This window comes from Pseudomonas sp. ICMP 561 (assembly GCF_002699985.1).
GTDB classification, from domain to species: domain Bacteria; phylum Pseudomonadota; class Gammaproteobacteria; order Pseudomonadales; family Pseudomonadaceae; genus Aquipseudomonas; species Aquipseudomonas quasicaspiana.
Genome location: NZ_LKBT01000070.1, coordinates 15,914 through 38,599, shown reverse-complemented (window position 1 = coordinate 38,599; position 22,686 = coordinate 15,914). Strand labels below are relative to the sequence as shown.

27 protein-coding genes, 3 tRNA genes and 1 pseudogene are annotated in these 22,686 nt (G+C 53.9%); 17 read left to right on the top strand and 14 right to left on the bottom strand.

The genetic code is table 11. The annotated features are described in order from the left end of the window. The gene (modC, locus tag AO242_RS28260; RefSeq protein WP_099271276.1) at positions 1–1,089 is read left to right on the top strand and encodes a molybdenum ABC transporter ATP-binding protein; all 1,089 of its coding nucleotides are present in this window, start codon (positions 1–3) and stop codon (positions 1,087–1,089) included. Positions 1,090–1,157: 68 nt separating this feature from the next. Then, positions 1,158–2,210: a DNA topoisomerase IB gene (locus AO242_RS28255; RefSeq protein WP_099271275.1), complete on the top strand. Its 1,053-nt coding sequence runs from the start codon at positions 1,158–1,160 to the stop codon at positions 2,208–2,210. Positions 2,211–2,262: 52 nt separating this feature from the next. Here the strand turns inward: AO242_RS28255 and AO242_RS28250 are convergent, their stop codons facing one another. Further along, positions 2,263–2,637, bottom strand: coding sequence for a helix-turn-helix domain-containing protein (locus AO242_RS28250; RefSeq protein ID WP_099271274.1), 375 nt, complete (start codon positions 2,635–2,637; stop codon positions 2,263–2,265). Positions 2,638–3,062: 425 nt separating this feature from the next. On the opposite strand from AO242_RS28250, the gene AO242_RS28245 reads away from it, so the two are divergent. The 3 genes from AO242_RS28245 (at position 3,063) to AO242_RS28235 (ending at position 6,124) form a co-directional block, all read left to right on the top strand. Then, a complete protein-coding gene (locus AO242_RS28245; RefSeq protein WP_099271273.1) occupies positions 3,063–3,260 on the top strand; it encodes a hypothetical protein in 198 nt (65 codons plus the stop codon). A gap of 60 nt (positions 3,261–3,320) precedes the next feature. Further along, a complete protein-coding gene (locus tag AO242_RS28240; protein ID WP_099271272.1) occupies positions 3,321–5,876 on the top strand; it encodes an excinuclease ABC subunit UvrA in 2,556 nt (851 codons plus the stop codon). A gap of 162 nt (positions 5,877–6,038) precedes the next feature. Continuing rightward, positions 6,039–6,124, top strand: a tRNA-Leu gene (locus AO242_RS28235). Positions 6,125–6,581: 457 nt separating this feature from the next. Here AO242_RS28235 and AO242_RS28230 read toward each other — a convergent pair. The 3 genes and pseudogenes from AO242_RS28230 to AO242_RS28220 all read right to left on the bottom strand — a co-directional run bounded on the left by AO242_RS28230 (position 6,582) and on the right by AO242_RS28220 (position 8,214). After that, on the bottom strand, positions 6,582–7,238 hold the full coding sequence (locus AO242_RS28230; protein WP_099271271.1) for a hypothetical protein: 657 nt from the start codon (positions 7,236–7,238) through the stop codon (positions 6,582–6,584). Between the two features lie 63 nt (positions 7,239–7,301). After that, entirely contained in the window at positions 7,302–7,508 is a 207-nt protein-coding gene (locus tag AO242_RS28225; RefSeq protein WP_099271270.1) for a tail protein X, read from the bottom strand. Then, positions 7,483–8,214, bottom strand: a pseudogene (locus tag AO242_RS28220) (phage tail protein). The gene AO242_RS28225 and the pseudogene AO242_RS28220 overlap by 26 nt, the downstream one beginning before the upstream one ends. Positions 8,215–8,589: 375 nt before the next feature. Between AO242_RS28220 and AO242_RS28215 the strand changes: the two are divergent. Continuing rightward, on the top strand, positions 8,590–9,321 hold the full coding sequence (locus tag AO242_RS28215) for a LexA family protein (RefSeq protein WP_099271430.1): 732 nt from the start codon (positions 8,590–8,592) through the stop codon (positions 9,319–9,321). 18 nt (positions 9,322–9,339) lie between these two features. On the opposite strand, the gene AO242_RS28210 is transcribed toward AO242_RS28215, so the two are convergent. Then, positions 9,340–10,173 (bottom strand): putative phage abortive infection protein, encoded by an 834-nt coding sequence (locus tag AO242_RS28210; protein ID WP_141562252.1) that lies wholly within the window; start codon positions 10,171–10,173, stop codon positions 9,340–9,342. A gap of 429 nt (positions 10,174–10,602) precedes the next feature. Here AO242_RS28210 and AO242_RS29910 point away from each other — a divergent pair, with 429 nt between their 5' ends. The 4 genes from AO242_RS29910 (at position 10,603) to AO242_RS29350 (ending at position 13,825) form a co-directional block, all read left to right on the top strand. Continuing rightward, positions 10,603–10,731: a hypothetical protein gene (locus AO242_RS29910; protein WP_257153533.1), complete on the top strand. Its 129-nt coding sequence runs from the start codon at positions 10,603–10,605 to the stop codon at positions 10,729–10,731. Positions 10,732–10,965: 234 nt separating this feature from the next. Then, a complete protein-coding gene (locus AO242_RS28205; protein ID WP_257153532.1) occupies positions 10,966–11,853 on the top strand; it encodes a T6SS immunity protein Tli4 family protein in 888 nt (295 codons plus the stop codon). A gap of 234 nt (positions 11,854–12,087) precedes the next feature. Continuing rightward, a complete protein-coding gene (locus AO242_RS28200) occupies positions 12,088–12,999 on the top strand; it encodes a PhzF family phenazine biosynthesis protein (RefSeq protein WP_099271267.1) in 912 nt (303 codons plus the stop codon). A gap of 523 nt (positions 13,000–13,522) precedes the next feature. After that, on the top strand, positions 13,523–13,825 hold the full coding sequence (locus tag AO242_RS29350; protein ID WP_141562251.1) for a DUF2388 domain-containing protein: 303 nt from the start codon (positions 13,523–13,525) through the stop codon (positions 13,823–13,825). Between the two features lie 31 nt (positions 13,826–13,856). Here AO242_RS29350 and AO242_RS28190 read toward each other — a convergent pair whose 3' ends face one another. Beyond that, on the bottom strand, positions 13,857–14,114 hold the full coding sequence (locus tag AO242_RS28190; protein ID WP_099271265.1) for a DUF1652 domain-containing protein: 258 nt from the start codon (positions 14,112–14,114) through the stop codon (positions 13,857–13,859). A 215-nt stretch (positions 14,115–14,329) separates the two neighbouring features. On the opposite strand from AO242_RS28190, the gene AO242_RS28185 reads away from it, so the two are divergent. Beyond that, complete coding sequence (locus AO242_RS28185; RefSeq protein WP_027898576.1) at positions 14,330–14,599, top strand: superinfection immunity protein; 270 nt, start codon at positions 14,330–14,332, stop codon at positions 14,597–14,599. Positions 14,600–14,740: 141 nt separating this feature from the next. Here the strand turns inward: AO242_RS28185 and AO242_RS28180 are convergent, their stop codons facing one another. Continuing rightward, entirely contained in the window at positions 14,741–14,923 is a 183-nt protein-coding gene (locus tag AO242_RS28180) for a hypothetical protein (protein WP_027898577.1), read from the bottom strand. Between the two features lie 234 nt (positions 14,924–15,157). Between AO242_RS28180 and AO242_RS28175 the strand changes: the two genes are divergently transcribed. Next, positions 15,158–15,421: a hypothetical protein gene (locus AO242_RS28175; protein ID WP_099271264.1), complete on the top strand. Its 264-nt coding sequence runs from the start codon at positions 15,158–15,160 to the stop codon at positions 15,419–15,421. Positions 15,422–15,771: 350 nt separating this feature from the next. Continuing rightward, the gene (locus AO242_RS28170) at positions 15,772–16,014 is read left to right on the top strand and encodes a hypothetical protein (RefSeq protein ID WP_099271263.1); all 243 of its coding nucleotides are present in this window, start codon (positions 15,772–15,774) and stop codon (positions 16,012–16,014) included. A gap of 273 nt (positions 16,015–16,287) precedes the next feature. Here the strand turns inward: AO242_RS28170 and AO242_RS28160 are convergent, their stop codons facing one another. Continuing rightward, positions 16,288–17,121, bottom strand: coding sequence for a helix-turn-helix transcriptional regulator (locus AO242_RS28160; RefSeq protein WP_099271262.1), 834 nt, complete (start codon positions 17,119–17,121; stop codon positions 16,288–16,290). 97 nt (positions 17,122–17,218) lie between these two features. Here AO242_RS28160 and AO242_RS28155 point away from each other — a divergent pair, with 97 nt between their 5' ends. Next, entirely contained in the window at positions 17,219–18,118 is a 900-nt protein-coding gene (locus tag AO242_RS28155; RefSeq protein WP_099271261.1) for an SDR family oxidoreductase, read from the top strand. Positions 18,119–18,167: 49 nt separating this feature from the next. Here AO242_RS28155 and AO242_RS28150 read toward each other — a convergent pair whose 3' ends face one another. Beyond that, the gene (locus AO242_RS28150; protein ID WP_027898582.1) at positions 18,168–18,800 is read right to left on the bottom strand and encodes a LysE family translocator; all 633 of its coding nucleotides are present in this window, start codon (positions 18,798–18,800) and stop codon (positions 18,168–18,170) included. Between the two features lie 219 nt (positions 18,801–19,019). Between AO242_RS28150 and AO242_RS28145 the strand changes: the two genes are divergently transcribed. Further along, on the top strand, positions 19,020–19,454 hold the full coding sequence (locus AO242_RS28145; RefSeq protein ID WP_099271260.1) for an Sbal_3080 family lipoprotein: 435 nt from the start codon (positions 19,020–19,022) through the stop codon (positions 19,452–19,454). A gap of 31 nt (positions 19,455–19,485) precedes the next feature. On the opposite strand, the gene AO242_RS28140 is transcribed toward AO242_RS28145, so the two are convergent. Both AO242_RS28140 and AO242_RS28135 read right to left on the bottom strand, forming a co-directional pair. Beyond that, positions 19,486–20,199 carry a hypothetical protein gene (locus tag AO242_RS28140; protein WP_373562268.1) on the bottom strand — a complete coding sequence of 238 codons (714 nt, stop codon included), beginning with the start codon at positions 20,197–20,199 and terminating at the stop codon, positions 19,486–19,488. Between the two features lie 364 nt (positions 20,200–20,563). Further along, positions 20,564–20,878, bottom strand: a complete 315-nt coding sequence (locus AO242_RS28135) for a hypothetical protein (protein ID WP_141562250.1) — start codon at positions 20,876–20,878, stop codon at positions 20,564–20,566. A gap of 131 nt (positions 20,879–21,009) precedes the next feature. Here AO242_RS28135 and AO242_RS28130 point away from each other — a divergent pair, with 131 nt between their 5' ends. Together AO242_RS28130 and AO242_RS28125 are read left to right on the top strand one after the other, a co-directional pair. Then, entirely contained in the window at positions 21,010–21,300 is a 291-nt protein-coding gene (locus AO242_RS28130; protein ID WP_099271259.1) for a hypothetical protein, read from the top strand. An 85-nt stretch (positions 21,301–21,385) separates the two neighbouring features. Continuing rightward, positions 21,386–21,688, top strand: coding sequence for a hypothetical protein (locus AO242_RS28125; RefSeq protein WP_164706066.1), 303 nt, complete (start codon positions 21,386–21,388; stop codon positions 21,686–21,688). A gap of 154 nt (positions 21,689–21,842) precedes the next feature. Here the strand turns inward: AO242_RS28125 and AO242_RS28120 are convergent. The 3 genes from AO242_RS28120 to pgsA all read right to left on the bottom strand — a co-directional run bounded on the left by AO242_RS28120 (position 21,843) and on the right by pgsA (position 22,662). Further along, positions 21,843–21,916 (bottom strand) — tRNA-Cys (locus AO242_RS28120). Between the two features lie 46 nt (positions 21,917–21,962). Next, positions 21,963–22,038: transfer RNA gene (locus AO242_RS28115), tRNA-Gly, on the bottom strand. A 63-nt stretch (positions 22,039–22,101) separates the two neighbouring features. Then, the gene (gene pgsA / locus AO242_RS28110; protein ID WP_027898587.1) at positions 22,102–22,662 is read right to left on the bottom strand and encodes a CDP-diacylglycerol--glycerol-3-phosphate 3-phosphatidyltransferase; all 561 of its coding nucleotides are present in this window, start codon (positions 22,660–22,662) and stop codon (positions 22,102–22,104) included. Positions 22,663–22,686 lie beyond the last annotated feature (24 nt).

Sequence of the window (22,686 nt, the reverse complement as noted above, 5' to 3'; positions counted from 1 at the left end):
ATGAGTTCAGAGATTCAGGTCCGTCTGCAGGTGAAGTACCCGGAATTCAGCGTGGACGTCGATCTGGTTTTACCCGGCCGCGGCGTGACAGCGCTTTACGGACACTCGGGTTCCGGCAAGACCACCTGCCTGCGCTGCATCGCAGGCTTGGAAAAGCCTGAACAGGGTTTTATCCAGATCAACGACGAGGTCTGGCAGGACACGGCCAACGGTCTGTTCGTCCCGCCACACAAACGCGCCCTGGGCTATGTCTTTCAGGAAGCCAGCCTGTTCCCGCATTTGTCCGTGCGCGGCAATCTGGAGTTTGGCCTGCGGCGCATTCCCGCCGATCAGCGTCATGTGGATCTGCAGCATGCGACGCAGTTGCTGGGTATCGAGCACTTGCTCGAACGACGCCCCGACAAACTTTCCGGCGGTGAGCGGCAACGGATCGGTATTGCCCGGGCGCTGCTGACCAGCCCGCGCCTGCTGCTCCTCGATGAGCCGCTGGCAGCCCTGGACAGCAAGCGCAAAAGCGAAATCCTGCCTTATCTGGAACGCCTGCACGATGAGCTGGACATCCCCATGCTCTACGTCAGCCACTCGCAGGACGAAGTGGCGCGGCTGGCTGATCATCTGGTGCTGATGAGCGACGGCAAGGCGTTGGCCAGCGGCCCGATTGGTGAAACCCTGGCGCGGCTGGATCTGCCCATGGCCATGGGCGACGACGCGGGCGTAGTGATTGAAGGCACGGTGATTGCCCACAATGCCGAGTATCAATTACTCAGCGTCGCCCTGCCCCACAGCGACCTGCAAATGCGTCTTGCCCATACGCCACTGCCATCAGGTAAAGCGCTGCGCTTCAAGGTTCAAGCCCGGGACATCAGCCTCAGTCTGGAACCCGACCACCAAAGCAGCATTCTCAATCGCTTGCCGGTCACGGTTGTCAGCGAGATTCCCGCAGACAATGCCGCGCATGTGCTGGTCCGTCTCGACGCAGCCGGTACGCCGTTGCTGGCACGTATCACCCGCTATTCCCGCGATCAGTTGCAGCTCGCGCCGGGGCGACAGCTCTGGGCGCAGATCAAATCGGTAGCGGTGCTGGCCTGAGCGTAAATACTGGGCACCCTTGAGAAACAGCGCGGTCAATCCAATTACCTGCCCTGTGGATTGAACCCATGCCTGACTCGACCGTTATCGACCAACTGCCGCCGGACCTGCATTACGTTGAGGATACCCAGGCGGGTTTCAGCCGAAAGATCCTGCGGGGCAAGTTCGTTTACTTCGACAAAGACGGCCAACGGATTCGTGACGAAGCGGAAATCAAACGAATCAACTCACTGGTCATCCCCCCGGCTTATACCGATGTATGGATTTGTCCCGATCCGCGCGGGCACTTGCAGGCCACGGGTCGCGACGCGCGCGGACGCAAGCAATACCGCTATCACGCACGGTGGCGGGAAGTTCGCGATCAGAACAAATACTCACGCATGATCGAATTCGGTCTGGCTTTGCCCAAGGTCCGCAAGAAGATCGAAGCTCAGCTCGCCGAACCCGGGATTGGCCGGGACAAGGTCATGGCCACGGTTGTCTCGTTGCTTGATGCCACGCTGATCCGTATTGGTAACAGCCAGTACGCACGGGATAACCGTTCCTACGGATTGACCACGCTGCGCAACAAGCACGTCGAAGTACACGGCAACGACATCCTGTTCCAGTTTCGCGGCAAAAGCGGCGTCGAGCACCAGATCAATGTGACTGACCGACGCCTGGCCAAGGTCATCAAACGCTGCATGGAATTGCCCGGTCAGAACCTGTTCCAGTACCTGGATGACAACGGCGAGCGCCATACCGTGAGTTCTTCAGATATCAACGCGTACCTGCAAAAGCTCACGGGCTCGGATTTCACAGCGAAGGACTACCGAACCTGGGCAGGCAGCGCGCTGGCACTCGCCACCCTACGCAAACTGCACTGGGAACCGGAGGCCGACGCAAAAAAACACATTGTCGATATGGTGAAGCAGGTCGCCAGGCAACTGGGCAATACCCCGGCTGTCTGCCGCAAGTGCTACATCCATCCTGCTGTGCTGGAAGGCTTTTTGCTGGGAGAGCTTGCGCTGATACCGAAGTCCCGACAACGTAAAGGCTTGCGCCATGAAGAGGTAGCGCTGGCCATTTATCTCCAGAGCCTCGCGGAAAAAGTGCTGGCGGAATCCTCAGGCAGCGCCTGATGTTTCAGCTCCTGCTGCACCTGCGCTCTTGAACGACAACCTCGATAGCGCGCTATCTTTTCTCTTCAACGTTCGGGCTTTCCCGCTGTGCTTCGCTGGCGCTGGACAGCCCTTCTATAGTCGACACAAAGTGCCGCACCGCCTGCTGGATTTCGACCAACAGCAACTCCGAATTGATGGGCACGGCGTCAACTTTACTGAAGGCGCTGTCAATCTGGACCCGCGCTGAACGACGGCTGGTGAGCACGAACAAGACGTCTACCCCCGCCTTCGCCAGGGCCGCGAGATAGTCGGCTCTGGGCGCACGCTCTCCGCTTTCATACTTGCCCTGCGCATTGGCGGCGACTCCACCCAGCTCACCCATTTCTTTTTGGGACAGCCCCAGACGCTTGCGCTCCTGCCTTAGTCTCCTACCGATTTCGATCATGGATCTGCTTGCTCCCTGTCAAGCTTGTGAGTGGGTCATGAAAAAACGGATTAAACAGCCAATCTCAAAGCCCACACAACAGGCCAGGAGACTGTAAGACCATTCCTACGTGATTCACCGAAATGCCCTATTAAACAAAAGGTATTGAATGCACTTTCTGTAGGAGCTGCCGAAGGCTGCGAGGCGGATGCTTTGCCATACCAACATCCATCGCAGCCTTCGGCAGCTCCTACAGATCGAGCATCTGCCTCGCGACATCGCACGACTCAAATGGATGACCGTGAAAGCGGCCAGCGGGTTTGAACTGAATGATCATTAGCCGACGAAGCGTATGAATCGACACATGGATGCATTGGATGGAACGATCAGTAGCCCACCCTGATCGTAATCCTGTGACTTTTAGCCTCAAACTCTGGACGACCCAAATGCCTCAAGACAAACGCGACCTCCCAGGCAACAATCTCAACGATCCCCAGCAGCACCCGGCGGACATTGCTGACCATCAGGAGCGCACTGAAGAAACCCGCGAAGAACAGGCGCAGACCGGTGGTCAGCAGGACGATCAGGGGCATGCGCCAAAGGTCCCTGGCGCAAACGCCCACGCGCCGAAAGACACCGATTAATCAACTCAAGCAACAGGCGTGGGCCGTGCCGTCGCCTTTATTCAATGACAAGGCTGGACGATGACTTCACAGCACACCCCTCCCGACAAAAAGACCCTCTCCGTCGCTGCACCTCAGCAGCACAACGGTTTCGTGCGAGTACGCGGCGCACGCGAACACAACCTGAAAAACGTTGACGTGGATGTGCCGCGTGATGCGCTGGTGGTGTTCACCGGCGTGTCCGGTTCCGGCAAGTCTTCGCTGGCGTTCTCGACGCTGTATGCCGAGGCACAGCGTCGTTACTTCGAATCGGTCGCGCCTTATGCGAGAAGACTGATCGATCAGGTTGGCGTGCCCGATGTGGACTCCATCGAGGGCCTGCCACCGGCGGTAGCCCTGCAACAGCAACGTGGCACGCCAAGCACCCGCTCCTCGGTGGGCAGTGTAACGACGCTCTCGAGCCTGATCCGCATGCTGTACTCCCGCGCGGGGAGTTATCCCGCCGGACAGTCGATGCTCTATGCCGAGGACTTCTCACCCAATATGCCCCAGGGCGCGTGCCCGCAGTGTCATGGTTTGGGTCGGGTCTATGAGGTGACTGAGCAATCGATGGTCCCCGATGATTCGCTGACCATTCGCCAGCGAGCCGTCGCCTCGTGGCCCACGGCATGGCAGGGCCAGAATCTGCGGGATATTCTCGTCACCCTTGGCTACGACGTGGACATTCCATGGCGCGATCTGCCGAAGAAGCAGCGTGACTGGATTCTGTTCACCGACGAACAGCCCACCGTGCCGGTGTACGGTGGGCTGACACCTGCGGAAACCCGCAAGGCTCTGAAACAGAAACTTGAACCCAGCTATCAAGGCACTTTCACCGGAGCGCGTCGCTACGTGCTGCACACCTTCACCCACTCGCAAAGCGCCCTGATGAAGAAGCGCGTCGCCCAATTCATGATCGGCAGCCCGTGTGCCCTGTGTGACGGCAAGCGCCTGACGCAGGCAGCGCTGTCAGTGAAGTTTGCCGGTTTCGATATCGGTGAACTGGGCCAGATGTCTCTGCTGCAACTGGCTGAGGTGCTACGTCCTGTGGCTGCCTCCGATGCGCCACTTGAAGACGACCTGTCCGTCGAGAAACGCATTGCTGCGCAACGGATCGCTCAGGATCTTTTGGCGAGAGTCAGTACCCTGACCGATCTGGGTCTTGGCTATCTGGCGCTGGAACGCAGTACGCCCACCCTGTCGTCCGGGGAACTGCAACGACTGCGCCTGGCCACCCAGCTCGGCTCGCAGTTGTTCGGCGTGATCTACGTCCTGGACGAACCCTCTGCCGGGCTGCATCCCGCTGACGGCGAAGCGCTATTCAGCGCCCTGCAACGCCTCAAAGCTGCTGGTAACTCGCTGTTTGTGGTCGAACACGATCTGGAAACCATGCGCCGCGCCGACTGGTTGATCGATGTCGGCCCGGCGGCAGGCGAGCACGGCGGGCGTATTCTCTACAGCGGTCCGCCTGCCGGGCTTGCCAAAGTCAAAGAGTCGCAAACCCGGTTGCACCTGTTTGCCGAGCACAAAACAGGCAAGCCCAAGCGACGCAAAGCAACCGACTGGCTGAAGCTCGAAGGCGTCACCCGTAATAACCTGAACAACCTCAACGCTGCATTTCCGTTGGGCTGTTTTACCTCGGTCACGGGTATTTCCGGCTCGGGAAAATCCAGTCTGGTCAGCCATGCGTTGCTGGAACTGGTCGGCTTGCATCTGGGGCATGCTACTGAAAATACCGAAACCGATGCGCCAAGCCTGGAGGATGACGCTCCGCAATCCGCCAGCGGCAAGGTTGCCAGCGGACTGGACGCCATTCGCAGACTCGTCAAGGTCGACCAGAAGCCCATCGGCCGAACCCCACGTTCCAACCTCGCCACTTACACGGGCCTCTTCGATCAGGTGCGCAAGCTGTTCGCGGCTACGCCAGCGTCCCGCAAGAAAGGCTACGACGCAGGTCAGTTCTCATTCAACGTCGCCAAAGGCCGATGCCCGGTCTGTGAAGGCGAAGGTTTCGTCAGTGTTGAATTGCTCTTCATGCCCAGCGTGTACGCGCCCTGCTCTACCTGCCAAGGCGCACGCTACAACCCTGAAACCCTGACCATCACCTGGCAAGGATTGAACATCGCCGAAGTGCTTCGACTCACTGTGGATGACGCGGTAGCGCTGTTCAAAGACGAACCCGCGGTACTAAGGCCGCTGACCGTGCTACGCGATATCGGCCTGGGTTATCTGCGCCTCGGGCAGCCCGCGACAGAGCTGTCGGGCGGCGAAGCGCAACGCATCAAACTCGCCACCGAACTGCAACGCACTCAGCGCGGCGCAACGTTGTACGTTCTGGATGAACCCACCACTGGGCTGCATCCCACCGACGTCGATCGCTTGCTGAAACAACTCAACCTGCTGGTGGATGCCGGCAACAGCGTCGTGGTTGTCGAACACGAAATGCGCGTCGTGGCGCAAAGTGACTGGGTCATCGACATCGGTCCTGGCGCGGGTGATCAGGGAGGCGAGATTGTCGCTGCCGGGACACCAGAGCAAGTTGTTAAGGTTGCAGCCAGCAAAACAGCGCCGTTTTTGAGGCAGGTTCTGAACGGCTAATTCGGTGCGCATACTGCGAGCGGACCAAGGGCCTTGGTCACGAACAGACAAGGCCCGCCTGTTTTTTCTGGCCCGAAACGCAAGATCTTGTCTTATTTCAATATCTTGCGGGCTTGCTTCAGATGGGTTGGGTGTATATATTCCCTGCTCTTCAGCGCTACCGCCCCGATGGCGAAATTGGTAGACGCAAGGGACTTAAAATCCCTCGTCCTTTGGACGTGCCGGTTCGACCCCGGCTCGGGGCACCATTTCTGATCAAGGGCTTACGCTGGTTTCTGGCGTAGGCCCTTGTTGTTTGTGCTCTGCAATTCGGCGGGTTGCTTCGCAATTCTCTATTTCCACCCTACCTATGATGGACTGGGCCCACTCTTGACTCAGGCGCTGGTCTACGTGGTCTGCACGAGAGGTAGGTATTCTTGTACAGATTTACGCGTTCCTAAACCATAACTCTAACAGTGCCCTCCCCCAGCGCATTCCCCTACCTTTGAACCCTTTTCGGAACGATATCTGCTTGGTCGACAGGCGCACTTAGCCTAAAAGCCAAGCTCCGCCATGGCGACCGACGGAAAGGGTTCTGGTGTCCGGAGGGCGCCAAAACGCCCCAACGAGGTGGCTTTGATGAGCAATAACTCGAAAGGTCGGCTTCATAAAATCTCGTGCAAAAAAAACCTCGCCAAGGCGAGGTCATGATTTATCTGATTGAGGCTAGAAAGCTTCAACTGGCTTGGCCTGCTTCTCATCAATCCTCTTAGAATCGAATTTGGGGAATGAGAAACGAATCACTAGAGCGTTGAAAGGCGGCATACTCGCAACCACCATATCTGCTGCGCGAATGTTGTCAGGTTGGGATGCGAGGACGCCTACCAGATTCTCGCTCCCCTGGAGATCAAACTTGCCTTCCAGAAAGGTATAAGTGAATTTCCCAGAGCTGAGGCCAAGAGATTCATAACGGTTAACCATTGCCTCCAAATCTTGATCTGAAGGCGTATCAAAGAGCTCAGCGATGTCCACCACCGTTTTGTCATCACTCATACGAACTATGGTGAACGTCTTATTAAGTGCAGCACGAACATCAGAATACGCAGCTTGGCTAAAGGCCGTCATCAGACTGACCATCGTCAACTTCGCATCGGAAAATAAGAGCGATAGCGTGAATTGTCTACCGAGGAAGTCGACCTTGTTTCGGCATAACGCGTCTTGACCGACAGACTTCGTACAGTTGTAAAACCCTTTCACAGTTGCATAGGTTTTTTTATCGGTGCCGTACGCATAATCTTTGAACAGATTATCTGCAGCCCAAGCCGCATTCATATTGGTCATACCTGCAGCTAACAGCAGTAAAGCCCCTATTATCTTACGCATGGTTCCATCCGGTAGATTCGATTAATGGCGGTAGGCTACCAGCCTGATTCTGACCTGTCTTGCTCAATCCCACAGTTGAATGATCTCCTCAGTCGTTACCGGCATATCCGGTAGCACGATCAGCACCCCGGCAAGGAACGGTTGAGGCTCATCTGCCAAGCCCTGATTGGCATCTAGGACCGCCTCAACCGAGCCATTCAGGTGCCCGTAATACTGCTGGCACAGGGTATCCAACAGGTCACCGTCAGACGTTCTGCAGGTCGTCGCCATAACTCACAAACTCCAGTGAAAAGCCCTGCTTGCGGGGGATGCCCCCGGCCAGCAAGCTGCTCTGTTCCTCATCGACATTAAGCAGGCACCAGTTGCCTAAGACCTCGCCGTAGCCTGTTGTGATGCTCAGCGGCTGCAGGGCGCGTCCCATACTGCGCAAGGTATCCAGTTGCTTAAGCCCTCCTTTGAAGCCGGGAAAGATCACGCCCTTGAGACTCAGCTTGTCCTCGCCCTGCCCAACCGCCTGCTGGGCAACACTTCGCGTCAGCCTTTCCTGGCCAGCCCAGCGAAACCCCATCTGCCGACGGAATTCATTAAACGCGGCCGTATCCAGGTTGAAGTAGTACGGCTTCGAGTTGGCCTTAAGCGGTTGAATGATCAGTAGATGGGGGAACGGCTTCACGGCCTCTGGAACGGGTGTCTTGTCAGTTGCCAAGCTACTGGTGGGGACAATGGTGCCCAGCGAAGGACTGACGCTGCCCGCAATGCGATTGACTGCGGCTCCCGCTTTGGCGGCCTGCTCCTTGAGCCTGCAGATGCAGTCCTGCACTTGTGAAAAACCCCGGGTTGTCCGACTGTACATGGCCGCGACCTGACCCACTTTGGCCTAGGCAGCGCTAATCGCGCGCATAGTCCGCTGTAACTTCGCCCCAGGTCCGCAAGACCGAAACCGGCACCGTGCCGAGGTAAACGATCCGTCGTTCACCTCTGGCGCAACAGCTGCCTGCTCTGTGGTGGAAGAGGCAGCAACACCAAAGCATCCATGCCTTGGAAAGCGCTATGAAAGTCGACGGTTTGCATGTGGTCTGCCCGCCTATCTTCATTGCGACCCGACAGCACTGTGGTGGGGCGAGCTGGGAGGAACTGGGTGGCCTAAGGGTCGCCTTTTTTCTAATTATGCTGCTGCTTTTTGAGGTGCTGACGCTTCTGGCAACCAACCCGGCCGCCTACTGCTTCGAATGCAAATGCGATGGCGTTCGGGAAATCTGTGGGGTCCAGCACGGAGGGTCTCCTCTATCGACTCGCGATTGACGTCAAACATCAACTGACTATTGCGCAACCATTATGTCACTCTCAACCCATGGTTGATAAAAACGAAATTCGTGCAGCATTCAGCGCACGCCTACATGAAGCCCTAGACGATGCCGGAGTTCAGAGTCGCGGACGTGGCGTGGACATCCATAAGCAGCTAAGGGGTGTCGGGGTCGATAAGACAACGCAGGCAATAAGCAAATGGTTGAACGGTGAAGCTATGGCGGAAGCCGACAGTATGGCTGCCCTTTGCTCATGGCTGAATGTCAGACGTGAGTGGCTGGAGTACGGCGTATTACCGAAGTCGGCATTAGCTAAGGATGTAACTCGTCAGATCGAATCAGGTGGTGAACACAACGTCAGCCCCATGCTGGAGAGATTTGGAAAGGTACCACTCATTTCATGGGTACAGGCGGGGGCTTGGTGCGAGGCCATATCCAACTTTGAGCCCTACCACGCAGACTCTTGGTTGTCCTGCCCCGTAGCGATAAGCGCCAGTGGGTATGCGCTCCAGGTAAGAGGTGATTCCATGACTAACCATGGTCCCGGAAGGAGCTATCCAGCGGGATGCATTATCTTTGTTGACCCTGAGGTCGAATACCACACAGGGGACAGGGTAATAGCTAGGGTCCCACGCACTAACGAAGCGACTTTCAAAGTTCTCGCAGAGGATGCAGGTAGAGTTTTTTTGAGACCCATCAATCCGCAATACCCTATTATCGATATTACGGAAGAAACCCACATCTGTGGAAAGGTAGTGGGGTCATTCATTCCGGAATGACCCCAGCACACCTAAAAGCTATCTCGATGGAAACACAGCTCTGTATTGCGCACGCGAATGAACGTTAGCGAATTGCTGTATTTGATCATCGCTAATATCCTCGTAGTCGGCATATGCAACAGCATCATACATATCAACCAGATGCTTTTTGCCCCCCACGAATTCAGACATATGCAAATGCTTCAGCAACGAATATCTTTCAACATACAACTTAAGCCCTGCCCCTGAATCCGTTATACAGTTAAAAAATAACAACTTCAATTCATCATCAGATAATTGAGCCCGCAAAAAATTACAATACTGCCTCCGCTGAAAGTATTCCAGTCGTAGCTGTCGGCGAGTTTTTCCACCGATGTGCTCATCACCTGAGCTGAGCTTAAAACCATCAATCAACTTTAGAATCTGATAGATATTACGATAGTACTGGGATAACTGGACTTTATCTGACGACTGGATGCCGTACTTAACCGCCTGCTCCATGTAACCCCAATCTTGTTCTTCAGCCTCACCCTCAACCTCGTATTGAGGCTTGGGAGTACGTTTATTCAACTCAGCGTGGAACTGGTTATCGCCGTAGGCTTCTAGCACCGCCCTGACTATCACCTCAAATCCATTCAATCCCGACTTGCTATCACCATCGGACCGAATTCGTTCAGCGGTCCTAGCATGGACATCAATCAATCTGAAGAATACGGACTCAAAGTTTTGGCGTTCGAAAACTGCTGTTTGTTTGTCTTGAATTCTATTTGCAATCCGAGTTTCCTCTCGTGCTTCTCTCAGCTCCTTTCCCTGAGTACGTATGGTGTAAAGAACACCCAACAATGCCATAAAACTAAACAGAGGATTTAACACCCCCCCAAAAAAATCCCCAATCTGCCCAAATTTTTCGAGCTAGCCCAGATGATTCAATGCTACAAATGGCAAGTCCACCCCAACACTTACCTTCAAAACGATAAACGCTCCTACACATAGTATGAGTGTAACGCTACCTAACATTAGCAGAGTACTGAATCCGTTTCCATTCAGAAATACGCCTTGATGGTAGAGGAATACTTTAACGGATTCCCAGCTATCTCCTTTTTTACGCAAGCTGATTTTTTTGGTTTTTTTTCTCAACGTTGAATCCATCCATATGACTCCAAGTATGTAATCACAATGCTATCCACTAGCCACCACCGAGTATATATTCATAAAAAAAACCAAATATCAACCAGCGGTTGATATTTACCAACCGCTGGTTGATATTTGCCTCACTCTTCCACCACAGAGCGAGGCCACACCATGCACACCACTGCCACCCTGCACATCCATCCGGCGGCGGCTGATCCATTCCGCATCTTCGAAATTCGCCGCCAAGAGCGTGATTCAGGCTGCGCGTACGTCGCCCCACCTCTGCACCTGCGTGGCTGAACTCCGGGCATACGACCAGTAAGCTCAAACAATTACTCAAGATCGTCGCAAGGTTGCTGTCCTGACAGCAAGCTGGTATTGGACAATGAGCCTAGTTAGACTCTATCTTACAACCTGGCGCATCGAGACGGCATGAAAGGTCTATTAAAATTCATAAATTTTTGCGCATGCGCAGCCCTATTGACGACTGCACATAGCGAGCCAGCCTCAGCGCAAGAAAATAGAACGAGCTACATGACTACCGAAAAGTGGGAGGCGCATTACTTGGGAAGATTCAAATTGGAACTCCCCACGAACTCTAAAATGTTAGCCGACTACAAAATATACAATGAAGACGTTGAGCTCATCGAAAAAAACGGGAAGTCTCAAATAAAATCGATTGTCGAAGGCTATATTGAGGATCTTAAAAAAGGAACAGCAAAAGGGACATCAAGCGAATACCAAAAGACAGTTCCGCTCGGCAACGGCAGCATTTTAGTGGTCTCCAGACTGAAAGAATTTTATACGCTCAATGCTTACCTTCTGACTACAAAAAACACATTATATCGCATGAAGGCCGACGCGATTTCTGCCAAAGGCCTGGATGGAGCTATCCATAAAATTCGAATGATGAGTGAATCTATATTTTTCAGGGCACCTCAAGAAGCACCTCCTGCGGGCGGATTCGCGTTGGAATCAGGCTACCTCCAGCTTGATCCTGAGCAAGCATTGGAAGGCGTTTACATGGGCGCACAAATTTCAACACACCCTGGTACGTATGTGAGCTTATTGACACAACAAATAGCTGAGCACAAAAATAGCCTGATAGAACGATTTAACAGCAATAAAGAAGATGACTTTGCTCCCGGTAGCGCTGAACTGATGAGGCAGACAAAAACACTCAGGAAGCGAGAGCGCATGATCGGGACTGTCAAAGCGGAAGAAGTCGCAGTTACTGCGGTCGTTAATGGAAAACGCTTTTATACCTTTCAGGTTGAATATAAAGGCACTGTAGAGTCCAACACAAAACCGTTTATAGATCTCGAGTTGGGTACACACGAGACTGGAAGCGACTTCAAGTCAGACGAAGAAGCCCTCGCATTCTGGGATCGTGTAGTGGACAGTCTAAAGCCCCTGCCTTGAATTATGGGCTTGCACCTCATCATGGCTGAGCTGTCGGGCACAACACTGGTAAACGTCCGGACAAGGCATCTCCCGAACCTCTGCGTCGCCCTCCTATTTACGGTTACCCTGGGCCATGGGTGCGCGACTGGCAACAGTTGCAAATGCAGTGGACGCCTGACTGACTGCGTAACGCATGTTCCTCTCTGGCGCAACAACGAAGTATTATCAAAATTTTAAGGCGAGATCTTTCAGATGGAGCGTCGATACGTAACTGCGGATGTTTTCTCATCAACAGCGTTTCAGGGCAATCCAGTGGCTGTTGTGTTGGATGCAGAGAGTCTTTCGAGCGAGCAAATGCAGCGTATTGCAGCTGAATTCGGTTACAGCGAAACTACTTTTGTGTTGGCGCCGAGAAATCCCGAAAACTTAGCATGGGTACGCATCTTTTCCCCGTCAAAGGAGTTTCCTTTCGCCGGACACCCCAATATCGGAACTGCGTACGTCCTGGCTACGGAGATGTATAACGCTGGGAGGTTGCCTCCTGAAACCATGGTTTTCGAAGAGGCTGCGGGGCTGGTTCGCATACGGATCCTGTTTGAAGCAGGCAAGCCTGTCGGCGCTGAGCTGGTTGCGCCAGAGCAGCTATCCAGGCTTGAGACAGTCGATCTAAAGCAAATAGCAGCGTGCCTGTCTTTGAGTCCTGATCAAATAGAGATCGCCACTCATGTCCCACAAGTTGCATCCGTAGGCTTGCCATTCATTATTGTCGAGCTAAAGAGCCAGGAAGCGTTAAGGCAATGCGTCCCGAATCTCGCGGAGTTCAGGCTTACAGTGCCTGTGAGCGGAGCTACCTCGATTTACGCGTATACGAAAGTCTCGGGAGGCTTGGATGACACCTCCGATGTCAATCTGGAGGCTCGGACTTTCACTAATCGTATGACCGAAGATCCTGGAACAGGTAGCGCAACGGCTGCAACCGTTGCGTTGCTCGCGAGCTTGTACTCCAGGAAGAAAATGACAGCTCGTGTAGTGCAAGGAGTAAGTGTAGGACGGCCGAGCGTTATCAATGTGCGATACATCGACGATGGTACGGAAGAGGTCAGAATTTCCGGCGAGTGCGTCACTATCATGCAAGGTAAATTTTCGCTCAAGGGCGATGACTAGCCAAATGATCCTGAGCTTGCGCCGGACATGTCTTGTGCAGTCAGACATACGGCCAAACTTTCAAACCTCAATCGTGAGCTGCGTAGGTCAGGGTGATAGTGCCGAGTATCTCCAAGCGGTCGCAGCACCTTAATCTCCCAAGCTCAAAGCTCTCCGCAAACCTGCAAACCTGCAAACCTGCAAACCTGCAAATAGCCTCAGCACGTAGTGATCAATTCGAGGTGACACACCTCATAGCCCGGCACCCTCCCCGAATGAGTCGCCCTGACCTTTGAAAGCCGTGTGCTCAGGCAAGTGAAACTGGTCAGCCAGGATGCGCTTGCACGATCATACAACTCACCATGCCAGTGCTACACCGCGCTTTCTCGCCGGTTTCATGATCAAGGTGGTCCCTCCAGCGCAATGATACGAGTTGTAAAGTGTGTGTCTGTGGGCCCAGCCAGGCACCAGGCTTTTCGTATCTTGTAATTACCACCTCATGCTATTGTGCCATCCCAAAAAAATGCAATGGACGTATTGAAGAATGAACTCATGGAAGGCTGTGGTAATAGCTCTGGCAACCTTGACCGGCGCTCAGGTAGAGGCCGCTGAATACATCCGTTTAAGTACGGTCGGGACGTCTTTGGTGACCTTAATGTCATCCGAAAAAATCGCTGATTTTTTCACGCCTGCCCGTGACGACGCTCTGGCTTTTATTGGCTCAGATGGCGATATCCGTGGTGCGCAGTTTGAACAGGCTGTTCAGCACTACCGCTCGACTGCCAGCCAGCCTCTGACTCTGATGTCTGACCTTCAACTGGCTCAGGCCATTGCTGCAAACTACTGATTGGCCCTCCGGCGGGCTTTTCGTGCCTGCTCTACGCCAGTCGCTTCATGGACAGGTCCATCTTGCCCATAAGGTCTCTTTGCTCTCTCAATGAGAGCACCAACCTGGCGATGGATCTGCTGGTGGAAAGCTCAGCCAAAGGCACCGCCGCAAGATACAACTCGATATCGCCCGATTGGGGATTGATGAGCTTCAACGAGAAGCAGTCGTTTGCACCGATGACGCATTCGCACCTCGAGGGCAAGAACGCTGTTTCAAAAATTCGCTGGATGTCTGGTTTTAGATACATCGTGCGTACTCCACTGGCTCAGTAGTTTGGTCAAGAGTAGACAATCCAACGCCGATTTATTTCCCGTCTTCAAGTAGACCCGCCAAGCACCGGGCTTTTTCATTCAGTCTATCGACCCGATAGATTCTTTTAGAGCCGGGTTATCTGCACCGCACGCCCATAGTGATGTCATAACGCCTCTACCTGTGCGACGATCACTTTATAAGGCGCTTTGGATGCATATCTTCAACTTGGCCCTGCTGATACTTCTACTTACGCTCAGCTACTTGTGTCGAAATGGCGAAGGCCTGGGGGCTACTACCGCAAACCTTTTGTTCATCACCAGCGCTGTCGGGCTGTATTTCTACCCTTACCTCTACGCCATCTCTCACAGGCTTGAAATCAGCAATTCAATCTTCAAGCTTAATCTGCTGTCGGGATGGACCGGAATTGGCTGGCTGGCGGCTTATTATCGTGTTTTGGTTTTCAACATGGAGAGCAGATAAAACAGCAAATTCTTGCGCTGAACCAGTCATTCTTCACAACGTTTTCACATAGAGCCTCGTAATCTAATCGCAGGCTCTATCAGGCCTTGGCCCGCTTTCCCCCATCGCGGGCTTTTCTTTGCCTGGCATTTAGCGTCTTTGTCAGCCGCCCTCCTCTTGATCTTCCTTGTGCAAATCCACAACCAGATTCGCCGCCTCTTCTTCTGACTCCAGATAATGAAGCGATCCGTCGTGACTTTTCACTTCGATCAGGGCCTCTAGATCCGGGCGGCGATGCTCGCTTGGGATTTCCTCGCCTTTGAGCATTTTCAGTGTGACTGCCATGAGCGTTCCTCCCTAAAAGAAAAACTGACAGGGAGAGCCGCCGACAATTCAACCGGCCTGGCTTGATTCTGACAGCCAGAGTGGCGGGGACTGCTGCTCCTTTCTTCTACAGATCCACTGCTTGGTAGTCACGCCGAACGCTTGGTCGCGCAACTTGAAGGCCCTATATCCCTGGCCTATGCTCGAAACTGATGATCCATGAGGGATCAGTTTTTCACGCTTAGGGGAAAGATAATGAGCAAATTCATTCTGTCGGCAATAACGGCTGTCTTCCTGGTGGGCACGGCAGTACCGCTCGCCTTCGCTGAGAGCGAACTGGAAAAAGGCATTCGGCATGATAATCGTGAACTGGACAAGGGCGTCGAGCACGATGGAAAGGAACTGGATAAAGGTGTGAAGCACGACGCCGACGAGGTAGATAAAGGCGCCAAACATGATGACAAAGAGCGGCACAAGGCCGACAAGCACATCGACAAAGAGATCAAAAAGGACCTCTGAACCAGAGGCGGAACCCCGCCATCACTCGGGTTTATTTATATTTTTCATTATGATTGTCAAACGATTAGACCGGGACTTAGAATGCCTCGACCCGGGCTGCCGATACGACAACAGCTCGGGACAGCATTTTAAATCAAGGGCTTACACAGGTTTCTGGCGTGAGCCCTTATTGTTTCCGGGCCTCGACGACCTTGTTGATCCAATACGGTATCCAGGCTGAATTGCATCGATCCGACCTCAGCCGCGACTCAGCCTTTTCTCACTAAATATCGAGCGCCTATTCAAAATACAATTCGGCGCGTCTCCGCCCTCTTAACCATAGAGGTCGACTTTGAAAGGACCAGACAGGCATGACCAAGGATAATCAGGAACTTCGGGATGCACTTATATCGGCAGCGTTTCTGCTCAAGTGGTCTTCCGCAGACCTGCACAAAAAAGCTCAGGATTTAGAGGCTACCGGCAATCAGACGGAAGCTGATGCCATAAGGGAAATCGTCAATAACTATGAAGCTTCCGAAGCGAACCTTCTCAGCTTTGCAGATGAGGTAAAAGCCGGCCGAATTACTCGGGAACCTGTCGAAGAGCCTCGTTAGTCCCACACGAAGATCATCAGACCATCGCTATTCGCGCGCCCGGAGACAGTCGCGAATAGCGATTAAGCGCTGGTCTCTCAACAAGCGCCTGGCGGAATACCACCCTTATTGAAATCCTTCAGACGCTCACGCTCTTCCTTGGTGGAATGCGCGGGTGTGTCATCCTTTGGCGGTTCTTTCTTTTCGTCAGTCATTTCACTGTCCTCATGGTGGGTGCTGTTTTGGCAGCTTGAGGGCGCGGCAGTTCAAATTGTTGGTCACAGCGCCAGCGGATCAGTTGGCTCCCGAAGCTTGAATAAGTGCACGGATCCGGTCGGCATCCGCCGTCGTCATAGGGCTGTAAACAATCATGCCCAGGTCTGGGCGCCCTTCTACAGCAAAGCCGGAATATTCGAGCTCGATCAATCCGAGGGTTTCGTGGCGCAGGCGTTTGATTCCGTCGCCATGGACACGCACATCATTGTCACGCCAGAACGAAGCAAACTCAGGGCTTAGTGCACAGAGCTCCTCTACAAGCCTGATGACTTCGGAATGGGCACCGGCACGAATCGCATCTGCCCTGAATGCACCGACCACAAACCTGGCCGTTGCTTCCCAGTCAAGTTGACCCGCGCGGATCTTCGGGCTGCAGAAAATCAGCCGCAGGATATTGCGCTGTTCAACCGGCAATGTCCCGTAGTCGGTGAGTACTGTCGCTGCGGCACGGTTCCAGGCAAGCACATCCCATGTCGCGCTTTTGATAATGGCCGGGCTGGTCTCGAAACTGTCCAACAGACGTTGCAGCCGGGGTGTAACACCCTCAGATGGTTTGTAAACCACTTCTGGCGGGTGTCCGAAAGCGAGCAGGAAAACGTGCTCTCGCTCGGAGTCGGTTAACAAAAGACTTTCGACAATCCGGTTCAACACCTGGGCAGACGGGCTACCGCCCCGCCCTTGCTCAAGCCACGTATACCAGGTTGGGCTGATGTTTGCCCGGGCCGCGACTTCCTCACGACGTAGACCGGGCGTACGGCGTCGGCCTGTCGGTAATCCAAGAGCTGAGGGATCAATACGACCCCGGCAATCTTTCAAGTAAAGTCCAAGCGCCTTATTCGACGGGTCCGGCATATTTATCCCAGTAGTATTTATACCCTGATAATGTCCCTGCTTTTACAGGATGCAGCTTAAGCGCACTGTATCGAATCAGCACATAGAGAATTCGATCATGCGTATTTTTATAACCGGTTCAACAGGGTTTATTGGCTCCCATGTCGCTGCGGATCTCATTGCATCAGGGCATCAGGTAATAGGGCTGACGCGTTCCGAGTCAGGCAGGCAAGCGCTGACAGCAATAGGTGCGCAGGCTTACAGGGGAGATATCGAAGACCTGCACAGCTTGCAACATGCCGCTGGTGAATGCGATGGCGTAATCCATACCGCCTTCGATCACAACTTTGCGAACTTCGTGGAAAACTGCCAGAAAGATCGACGTGCAATCCTTGCTCTCGGTGCAGCGCTCGAAGGCAGCGACCGCCCGCTGATCATTACCTCAAGCACGGCAATGGGTTCGGCAGTGCCCGGGCAAAAAGCGCTCGAGCACTGTTTTAATCCTGACCATCCCAACCCAAGGGTGGCCTCGGAACTGGCGGGACTTGAACTGTATCAGCGCGGGGTTAATGTCTCAGTCATGCGCCTTTCCCAGATTCACGACACCAGAAAGCAGGGCCTGGTAACGGAAGTCATTGAGTTAGCCCGCAAGACTGGAATATCTGCCTATATCGAAGGCGCACTCAATAGCTGGTCCGCAACGCATATCGACGACACGGCGCAGCTATATCGGCTTTCCCTGGAAAGGCAGGAATCAGGGTCGCGCTATCACGCCACCGCTGAAGAGTCTGTTTCGTTCAGAAGTATCGCGGAGATGATCGCCCATAAGTGGCGGCTGCCGTTAGTTGCTGTGCAAGCCGAAAACGCAGCCGCTCATTTTGGCTGGCTAAACCCTTTCGTCAGTAAAGACATGTCCGCTTCCAGCACCCGGACCAGAGAGGTCTTGCAATGGAATCCACAAGGGCCAACGCTTCTGACTGACGTGGAGAATATGCGGGACGACAGCCTGGCAAACTAGCGCTGTCGCCCCTCGATTTAGCCGGGTTATAGGTATATGCGCATATCGCTTACTTGTCGGACACCAGCGCCAATCGACAAGCCAGGCCGATAAACACGGCGCCCAGAAGTTGATTAAGCGCCTTCGCAATCCGGGCATTTGCTGAAAGTTTGCTCCCTAACTTACTCGCCAGGACGATCACGGAACCGTTCACGAACAAACCAATGACGTTCAGGATGGTCGCGAATATCAGCATCTGGGCAATCACCGATCCTTTAGTTGGATCGACGAATTGTGGAAACAGAGCCAGAACGAACAGTGCCATTTTGGGATTAAGCAGATTGGTGAATAATCCTTGACGAAAGATGCGGGCAAGCGGTGTCGACGCGAGACTTCCGCTGGCCACAAGCGGCGAGGCGGTACTGGTAAAAGCCTTCCATGCGAGAAATGCCAGATAGGCGGCACCTGCGAATCGGACAACATCGTAAGCAGTGGGCACAGCAATCAGTAACTGTGACAGTCCCAAGGCCGCTGCCAGCGCATGACAATAAGTCCCTGCCTGAATGCCCGCCAGCGAAACAAATCCCGATGCCCTGCCCTGACTCATGCTCCGGGATGCGATCAACAACATGTCCGGGCCGGGTGTCAGGGTGAGCGCAAGGCAAGCACCTGCAAAAAGTAACGCTACCGAAAAGTCGATCATAAGGGTCCATTCCATGGGGCAAGGTTGGCGGCCTACAAGCAGTGCGCATATTACTGGATTGTCAGGTTCACGTTTACACGAAATGTCTATTTAACCTCGCCGCCCTATTCTACCCAGAGCAGACATGGCACTATGCCGCCCCGCCGCGAACTCATGCGGCGTATTACTTTGAAGCACCCCACCAATAGGGGTTTGCACTCCAGGAAGGAACCGGTTTTGATGAAGGCATTGGCAAGTGGTTTTGTACTCGCAGGACTGGGCGTATTGAGTGGCTGCACGTCGATTGAAGTCGAGCCGCTTACGGTGCGCCCGACGAATATCTGCATTGAGCAGAATCCCAAAGTGCTGGTTACGGATTTTGTCCCGGTGGTGCAACGCGGGCTCTCGGACCGCGGTATCAGCTCCGAGGTCTATACCCAGGTGCCAGCCAGCTGCGCCTACCGGCTGACGTATGTCGCGTATCGCACCTGGGATATCGTGCCGTATCTGTCCAGCGCAGATCTGGAGATATGGGACAGCGAAAAACGTCGATTGGGGGCCGCGCATTACTACCTGCGGGGGAAAGGCGGCTTGTCGATGATGAAGTGGCAAGGGACGGAAACCAAGATGGCGCCCGTGCTTGATGAGCTATTGAAAAATATGCCTGCCAAGTAAGTATTGCCGGGCTGCATAACAGCCCGGATCACTACTGCACCGGCAGAAAGTTCATCAGCAATAAACTTTGCGCGTAATTGAGACCGATACGCCGGTAACGCTCATCCAGAATCTGCGCCAGCAAATCCAGCCGGGCGACTATCTTGCCAAACTCCACGGCGAAACTCAGGTTACTGGTCTGGTCGGATATCTCGTTGGAAAACAGCAACAGGACGCCATTGGCATCCTGACGCTGGCTGAGCAGCCAGGTGGCTTTTTCGATATTGCGCGCGGCATTGCTGACAAACTGCGGATTGATGGAGTCCGTCACATAAAACTCGGTGCGACCACCGTGCGCGGTGATCAGCATGCTGCCAATGGCGTAGATGAATGCGCCCACACGGTCGCCGCGAAACTCCGGACTCAAGGAATAACTCAGCGCCGCCAAGTCACGGCGATCCCCAAGAGCCGGCAACGGCTGACGCTGTTCGATGGCCTGACGAATCGCCCGCGCAGCACTGACCTCATCGGTATAGCCCGATTGACGCCACTGGGCAGGATTGCGCATGTAAAGCTTGTTCATCAGCAAATACAGACTTTGCAGATTATCGTGCATGCCTAACGTAGCCATACGGTCAACGCTGGTCTGGAAGATCTCGTCAGGTTTGCCTTTGCTGAATTGATTTGCGATATCGCGGCCCTGCTGCTGGCTACAACCGCAGACACCCAGCAGAAAAACCACCGCCAGCACGAGCGGCTGGCGCATCCATCGAATGAAACATGCAGGTAACGTGCGATCCATCGGCACCAGGTCTGATTCGCTGTCCGCGCGGGAAATCAGCGCGGTCGGGACAGACATAGATCGGGAAAATCAAGAAAAGTGCGATATGGGGGCGAGATTCTTGGAACAACCCCGCGAATCAGGCGTGCGCCTGAAACGATTGAAATGCACTTTCTGCAAAAAATGCATCTGAGAGACGTGACCACCCTACCCAGCGGTAACCAATCCAAAGGCCGCTACGGTGGAGTTATACCTCTCGGACCGCCTCAGCATTCGCGCCAGTCCGGCGCACGCCATCAGCGCGTACCAGATGCAGAAATGCTTGTGCGCATCAGAGCCGTTTTTAAAATCAGGCCACGCATGCGGTGGCTAAGCGAGGCTCTTTGAGCCTCACTACATTTTCATTGCTTATGTAGCAGTGCCACCTCAAAAACGCCTGCTCCTGGCGTGATTGAGCAATCCGCCACTCGCAGCTGCCAATGCTACTGATCGGCAATGACATCATTTCCGCCGTGGCAAGGTTGAGCTGGGATAAAAGGTCCCGGCTGTCTTCAGCAAATTTTCTTTTAAGGACCATTTTTGGTTTTTTCTTAAAAATGAAACAACTGAGACCACAAAAAACGGACTCTGCACTCGAATTTCTTAGATTCAGACGACTGGTCATGGCGCGAGCACATTTCGAGCGATGAACAGGTTAAAAAACGTCCACCTTCGGGCCAGGAGCGGACACTACAGGATCGTCGCTCGCAGCCATGTTATGGTGAGTCGCTACAAGGTAACGGACGAAAATCAAACATGGATCTGATTCACCTGACGCCTGCGACACATCACATTACGGATGGCTACTGGCAGCTTCTTCGCGCGGGAGATGGCTCAATCTATGTCCTCGTCAACTGCGAGGCGTCCTTCTTGAGTTACGAATCCCTGATTAAGCTCAACGACGAGGAATTGCGGGACTACCATGGCCTGGGCTGGCTATCCATTCAGCACCTGGCTAACCGAATCAATTATTTCGTCAGCGAATACAGTGACCGCCGGATCACGGGCCCTCTGTTCGACGCAGCCATTCAGGCCTCCTGGCACTAAACATAGGGACGGAATGCCAGTGGCAGTCATGCAGGTCGAGTAGCAGCTTCTGGCTTCACCCAATCCTTATTGATCGAGGTTACTGATGATTAACCCGAAACAGGCTCTCAACAAAATAGAGGATCTTCTCAGCGCTGCACGCGGGACAGACGACCTGTTTCTGCATGCTGCGGCATTCAGCGCGATATCTATCCTCACGAAAGGACTGGATGAGTATTTTAAGGAGCGCGCTCCATACGCTGCCGAAAACATCGAACGGCTGCGCGCTCACGCATCAGCGATGCTCGGATACGACATCACTGTCGGGCACAGTACAGAGCAGCACCACGTGTGGGCGCTATCTGCAATCTCGGGCCTCAACGAAGCGCTCGACAAACTCGAAAGATAAAGACGGCAGAGACATCATACTGAACGTGCCCTGGGGCACCACGATCAGGTCGATGACGGCGAGATAGAGAAACCAGCTCTGGTGGCGGTGATGGGTTCGCCAATTCGCACACAATAAAAAACCCGAAGACGTTAATCTTCGGGTTCTTTAATAGTGGAGGCCGAGGTCGGAATCGAACCGGCGTAAGCGGATTTGCAATCCGCGGCATAACCATTTTGCTACTCGGCCTCAAACATCCAGTGCTCAAACAACAAACACTCAATGTGTACAAACTTGGAGCGGGAAACGAGACTCGAACTCGCGACCCCGACCTTGGCAAGGTCGTGCTCTACCAACTGAGCTATTCCCGCATCTTGGTGACGGGCGCTATTCTATACATTCAAACCGCGCCGTCAACCCTTTGTTTTAAAAACTTATTTTTTATCAGCGGTGGTTTTCAGATGCGGCCATGCAGCTCTCAGGTATTGCAGCATCGACCACAAAGTCAGGCCTGCAGCGAGAATCAGCAACACGTAACCCAGCACCACCCAGAATGTGAACGCGGGTGGATTAGCCAGCAGGATGACCAGCGCCAGCATTTGCGCGGCAGTCTTCCATTTGCCCAGGTTTGACACCGCCACCTGTGCCCTGGCACCCAATTCGGCCATCCATTCGCGCAAAGCGGAAATAACGATCTCACGGCCGATAATCACCGCCGCAGGCAACGTCAGCCATAGATTGGCGTGGGCCTGAACCAGCAACACGAGCGCCACTGCAACCATCAGTTTGTCCGCGACGGGATCGAGAAACGCGCCAAACGGCGTGCTCTGCTCCAGACGGCGAGCCAGATAACCATCGAGCCAGTCGGTCGCCGCTGCAAAAGCGAAGACGCTACTGGCTGCCATGTAGCTCCAGTGGTAAGGCAGATAAAACAGCAGAATGAAGATCGGAATCAGGAGGACACGTAGAACGGTGATCAGATTAGGGATATTCATCGGCACAACTTGCTACGAGGTGAG

Excerpts from the sequence above, each read along its gene's own strand:
- AO242_RS28225 (WP_099271270.1), bottom strand. The coding sequence starts at position 7,508 with ATGGCGACGACCTGCAGAACGTCTGACGGTGACCTGTTGGATACCCTG.
- AO242_RS28175 (WP_099271264.1), top strand. The coding sequence starts at position 15,158 with ATGAGCAAATTCATTCTGTCGGCAATAACGGCTGTCTTCCTGGTGGGC.
- AO242_RS28135 (WP_141562250.1), bottom strand. The coding sequence starts at position 20,878 with ATGACCAGTCGTCTGAATCTAAGAAATTCGAGTGCAGAGTCCGTTTTT.
- AO242_RS28150 (WP_027898582.1), bottom strand. The coding sequence starts at position 18,800 with ATGATCGACTTTTCGGTAGCGTTACTTTTTGCAGGTGCTTGCCTTGCG.
- AO242_RS28160 (WP_099271262.1), bottom strand. The coding sequence starts at position 17,121 with ATGCCGGACCCGTCGAATAAGGCGCTTGGACTTTACTTGAAAGATTGC.
- AO242_RS28140 (WP_373562268.1), bottom strand. The coding sequence starts at position 20,199 with ATGCGCCAGCCGCTCGTGCTGGCGGTGGTTTTTCTGCTGGGTGTCTGC.
- AO242_RS28240 (WP_099271272.1), top strand. The coding sequence starts at position 3,321 with ATGACTTCACAGCACACCCCTCCCGACAAAAAGACCCTCTCCGTCGCT.
- AO242_RS29910 (WP_257153533.1), top strand. The coding sequence starts at position 10,603 with ATGCACACCACTGCCACCCTGCACATCCATCCGGCGGCGGCTGATCCA.
- AO242_RS28250 (WP_099271274.1), bottom strand. The coding sequence starts at position 2,637 with ATGATCGAAATCGGTAGGAGACTAAGGCAGGAGCGCAAGCGTCTGGGG.
- AO242_RS28200 (WP_099271267.1), top strand. The coding sequence starts at position 12,088 with ATGGAGCGTCGATACGTAACTGCGGATGTTTTCTCATCAACAGCGTTT.
- AO242_RS28125 (WP_164706066.1), top strand. The coding sequence starts at position 21,386 with ATGATTAACCCGAAACAGGCTCTCAACAAAATAGAGGATCTTCTCAGC.
- AO242_RS28130 (WP_099271259.1), top strand. The coding sequence starts at position 21,010 with ATGGATCTGATTCACCTGACGCCTGCGACACATCACATTACGGATGGC.
- modC (WP_099271276.1), top strand. The coding sequence starts at position 1 with ATGAGTTCAGAGATTCAGGTCCGTCTGCAGGTGAAGTACCCGGAATTC.
- AO242_RS28180 (WP_027898577.1), bottom strand. The coding sequence starts at position 14,923 with ATGGCAGTCACACTGAAAATGCTCAAAGGCGAGGAAATCCCAAGCGAG.
- AO242_RS28230 (WP_099271271.1), bottom strand. The coding sequence starts at position 7,238 with ATGCGTAAGATAATAGGGGCTTTACTGCTGTTAGCTGCAGGTATGACC.
- AO242_RS28185 (WP_027898576.1), top strand. The coding sequence starts at position 14,330 with ATGCATATCTTCAACTTGGCCCTGCTGATACTTCTACTTACGCTCAGC.
- AO242_RS28215 (WP_099271430.1), top strand. The coding sequence starts at position 8,590 with ATGGTTGATAAAAACGAAATTCGTGCAGCATTCAGCGCACGCCTACAT.
- AO242_RS28245 (WP_099271273.1), top strand. The coding sequence starts at position 3,063 with ATGCCTCAAGACAAACGCGACCTCCCAGGCAACAATCTCAACGATCCC.
- AO242_RS28170 (WP_099271263.1), top strand. The coding sequence starts at position 15,772 with ATGACCAAGGATAATCAGGAACTTCGGGATGCACTTATATCGGCAGCG.
- AO242_RS28205 (WP_257153532.1), top strand. The coding sequence starts at position 10,966 with ATGACTACCGAAAAGTGGGAGGCGCATTACTTGGGAAGATTCAAATTG.
- AO242_RS28190 (WP_099271265.1), bottom strand. The coding sequence starts at position 14,114 with ATGTATCTAAAACCAGACATCCAGCGAATTTTTGAAACAGCGTTCTTG.
- AO242_RS28255 (WP_099271275.1), top strand. The coding sequence starts at position 1,158 with ATGCCTGACTCGACCGTTATCGACCAACTGCCGCCGGACCTGCATTAC.
- pgsA (WP_027898587.1), bottom strand. The coding sequence starts at position 22,662 with ATGAATATCCCTAATCTGATCACCGTTCTACGTGTCCTCCTGATTCCG.
- AO242_RS28155 (WP_099271261.1), top strand. The coding sequence starts at position 17,219 with ATGCGTATTTTTATAACCGGTTCAACAGGGTTTATTGGCTCCCATGTC.
- AO242_RS28145 (WP_099271260.1), top strand. The coding sequence starts at position 19,020 with ATGAAGGCATTGGCAAGTGGTTTTGTACTCGCAGGACTGGGCGTATTG.
- AO242_RS29350 (WP_141562251.1), top strand. The coding sequence starts at position 13,523 with ATGAACTCATGGAAGGCTGTGGTAATAGCTCTGGCAACCTTGACCGGC.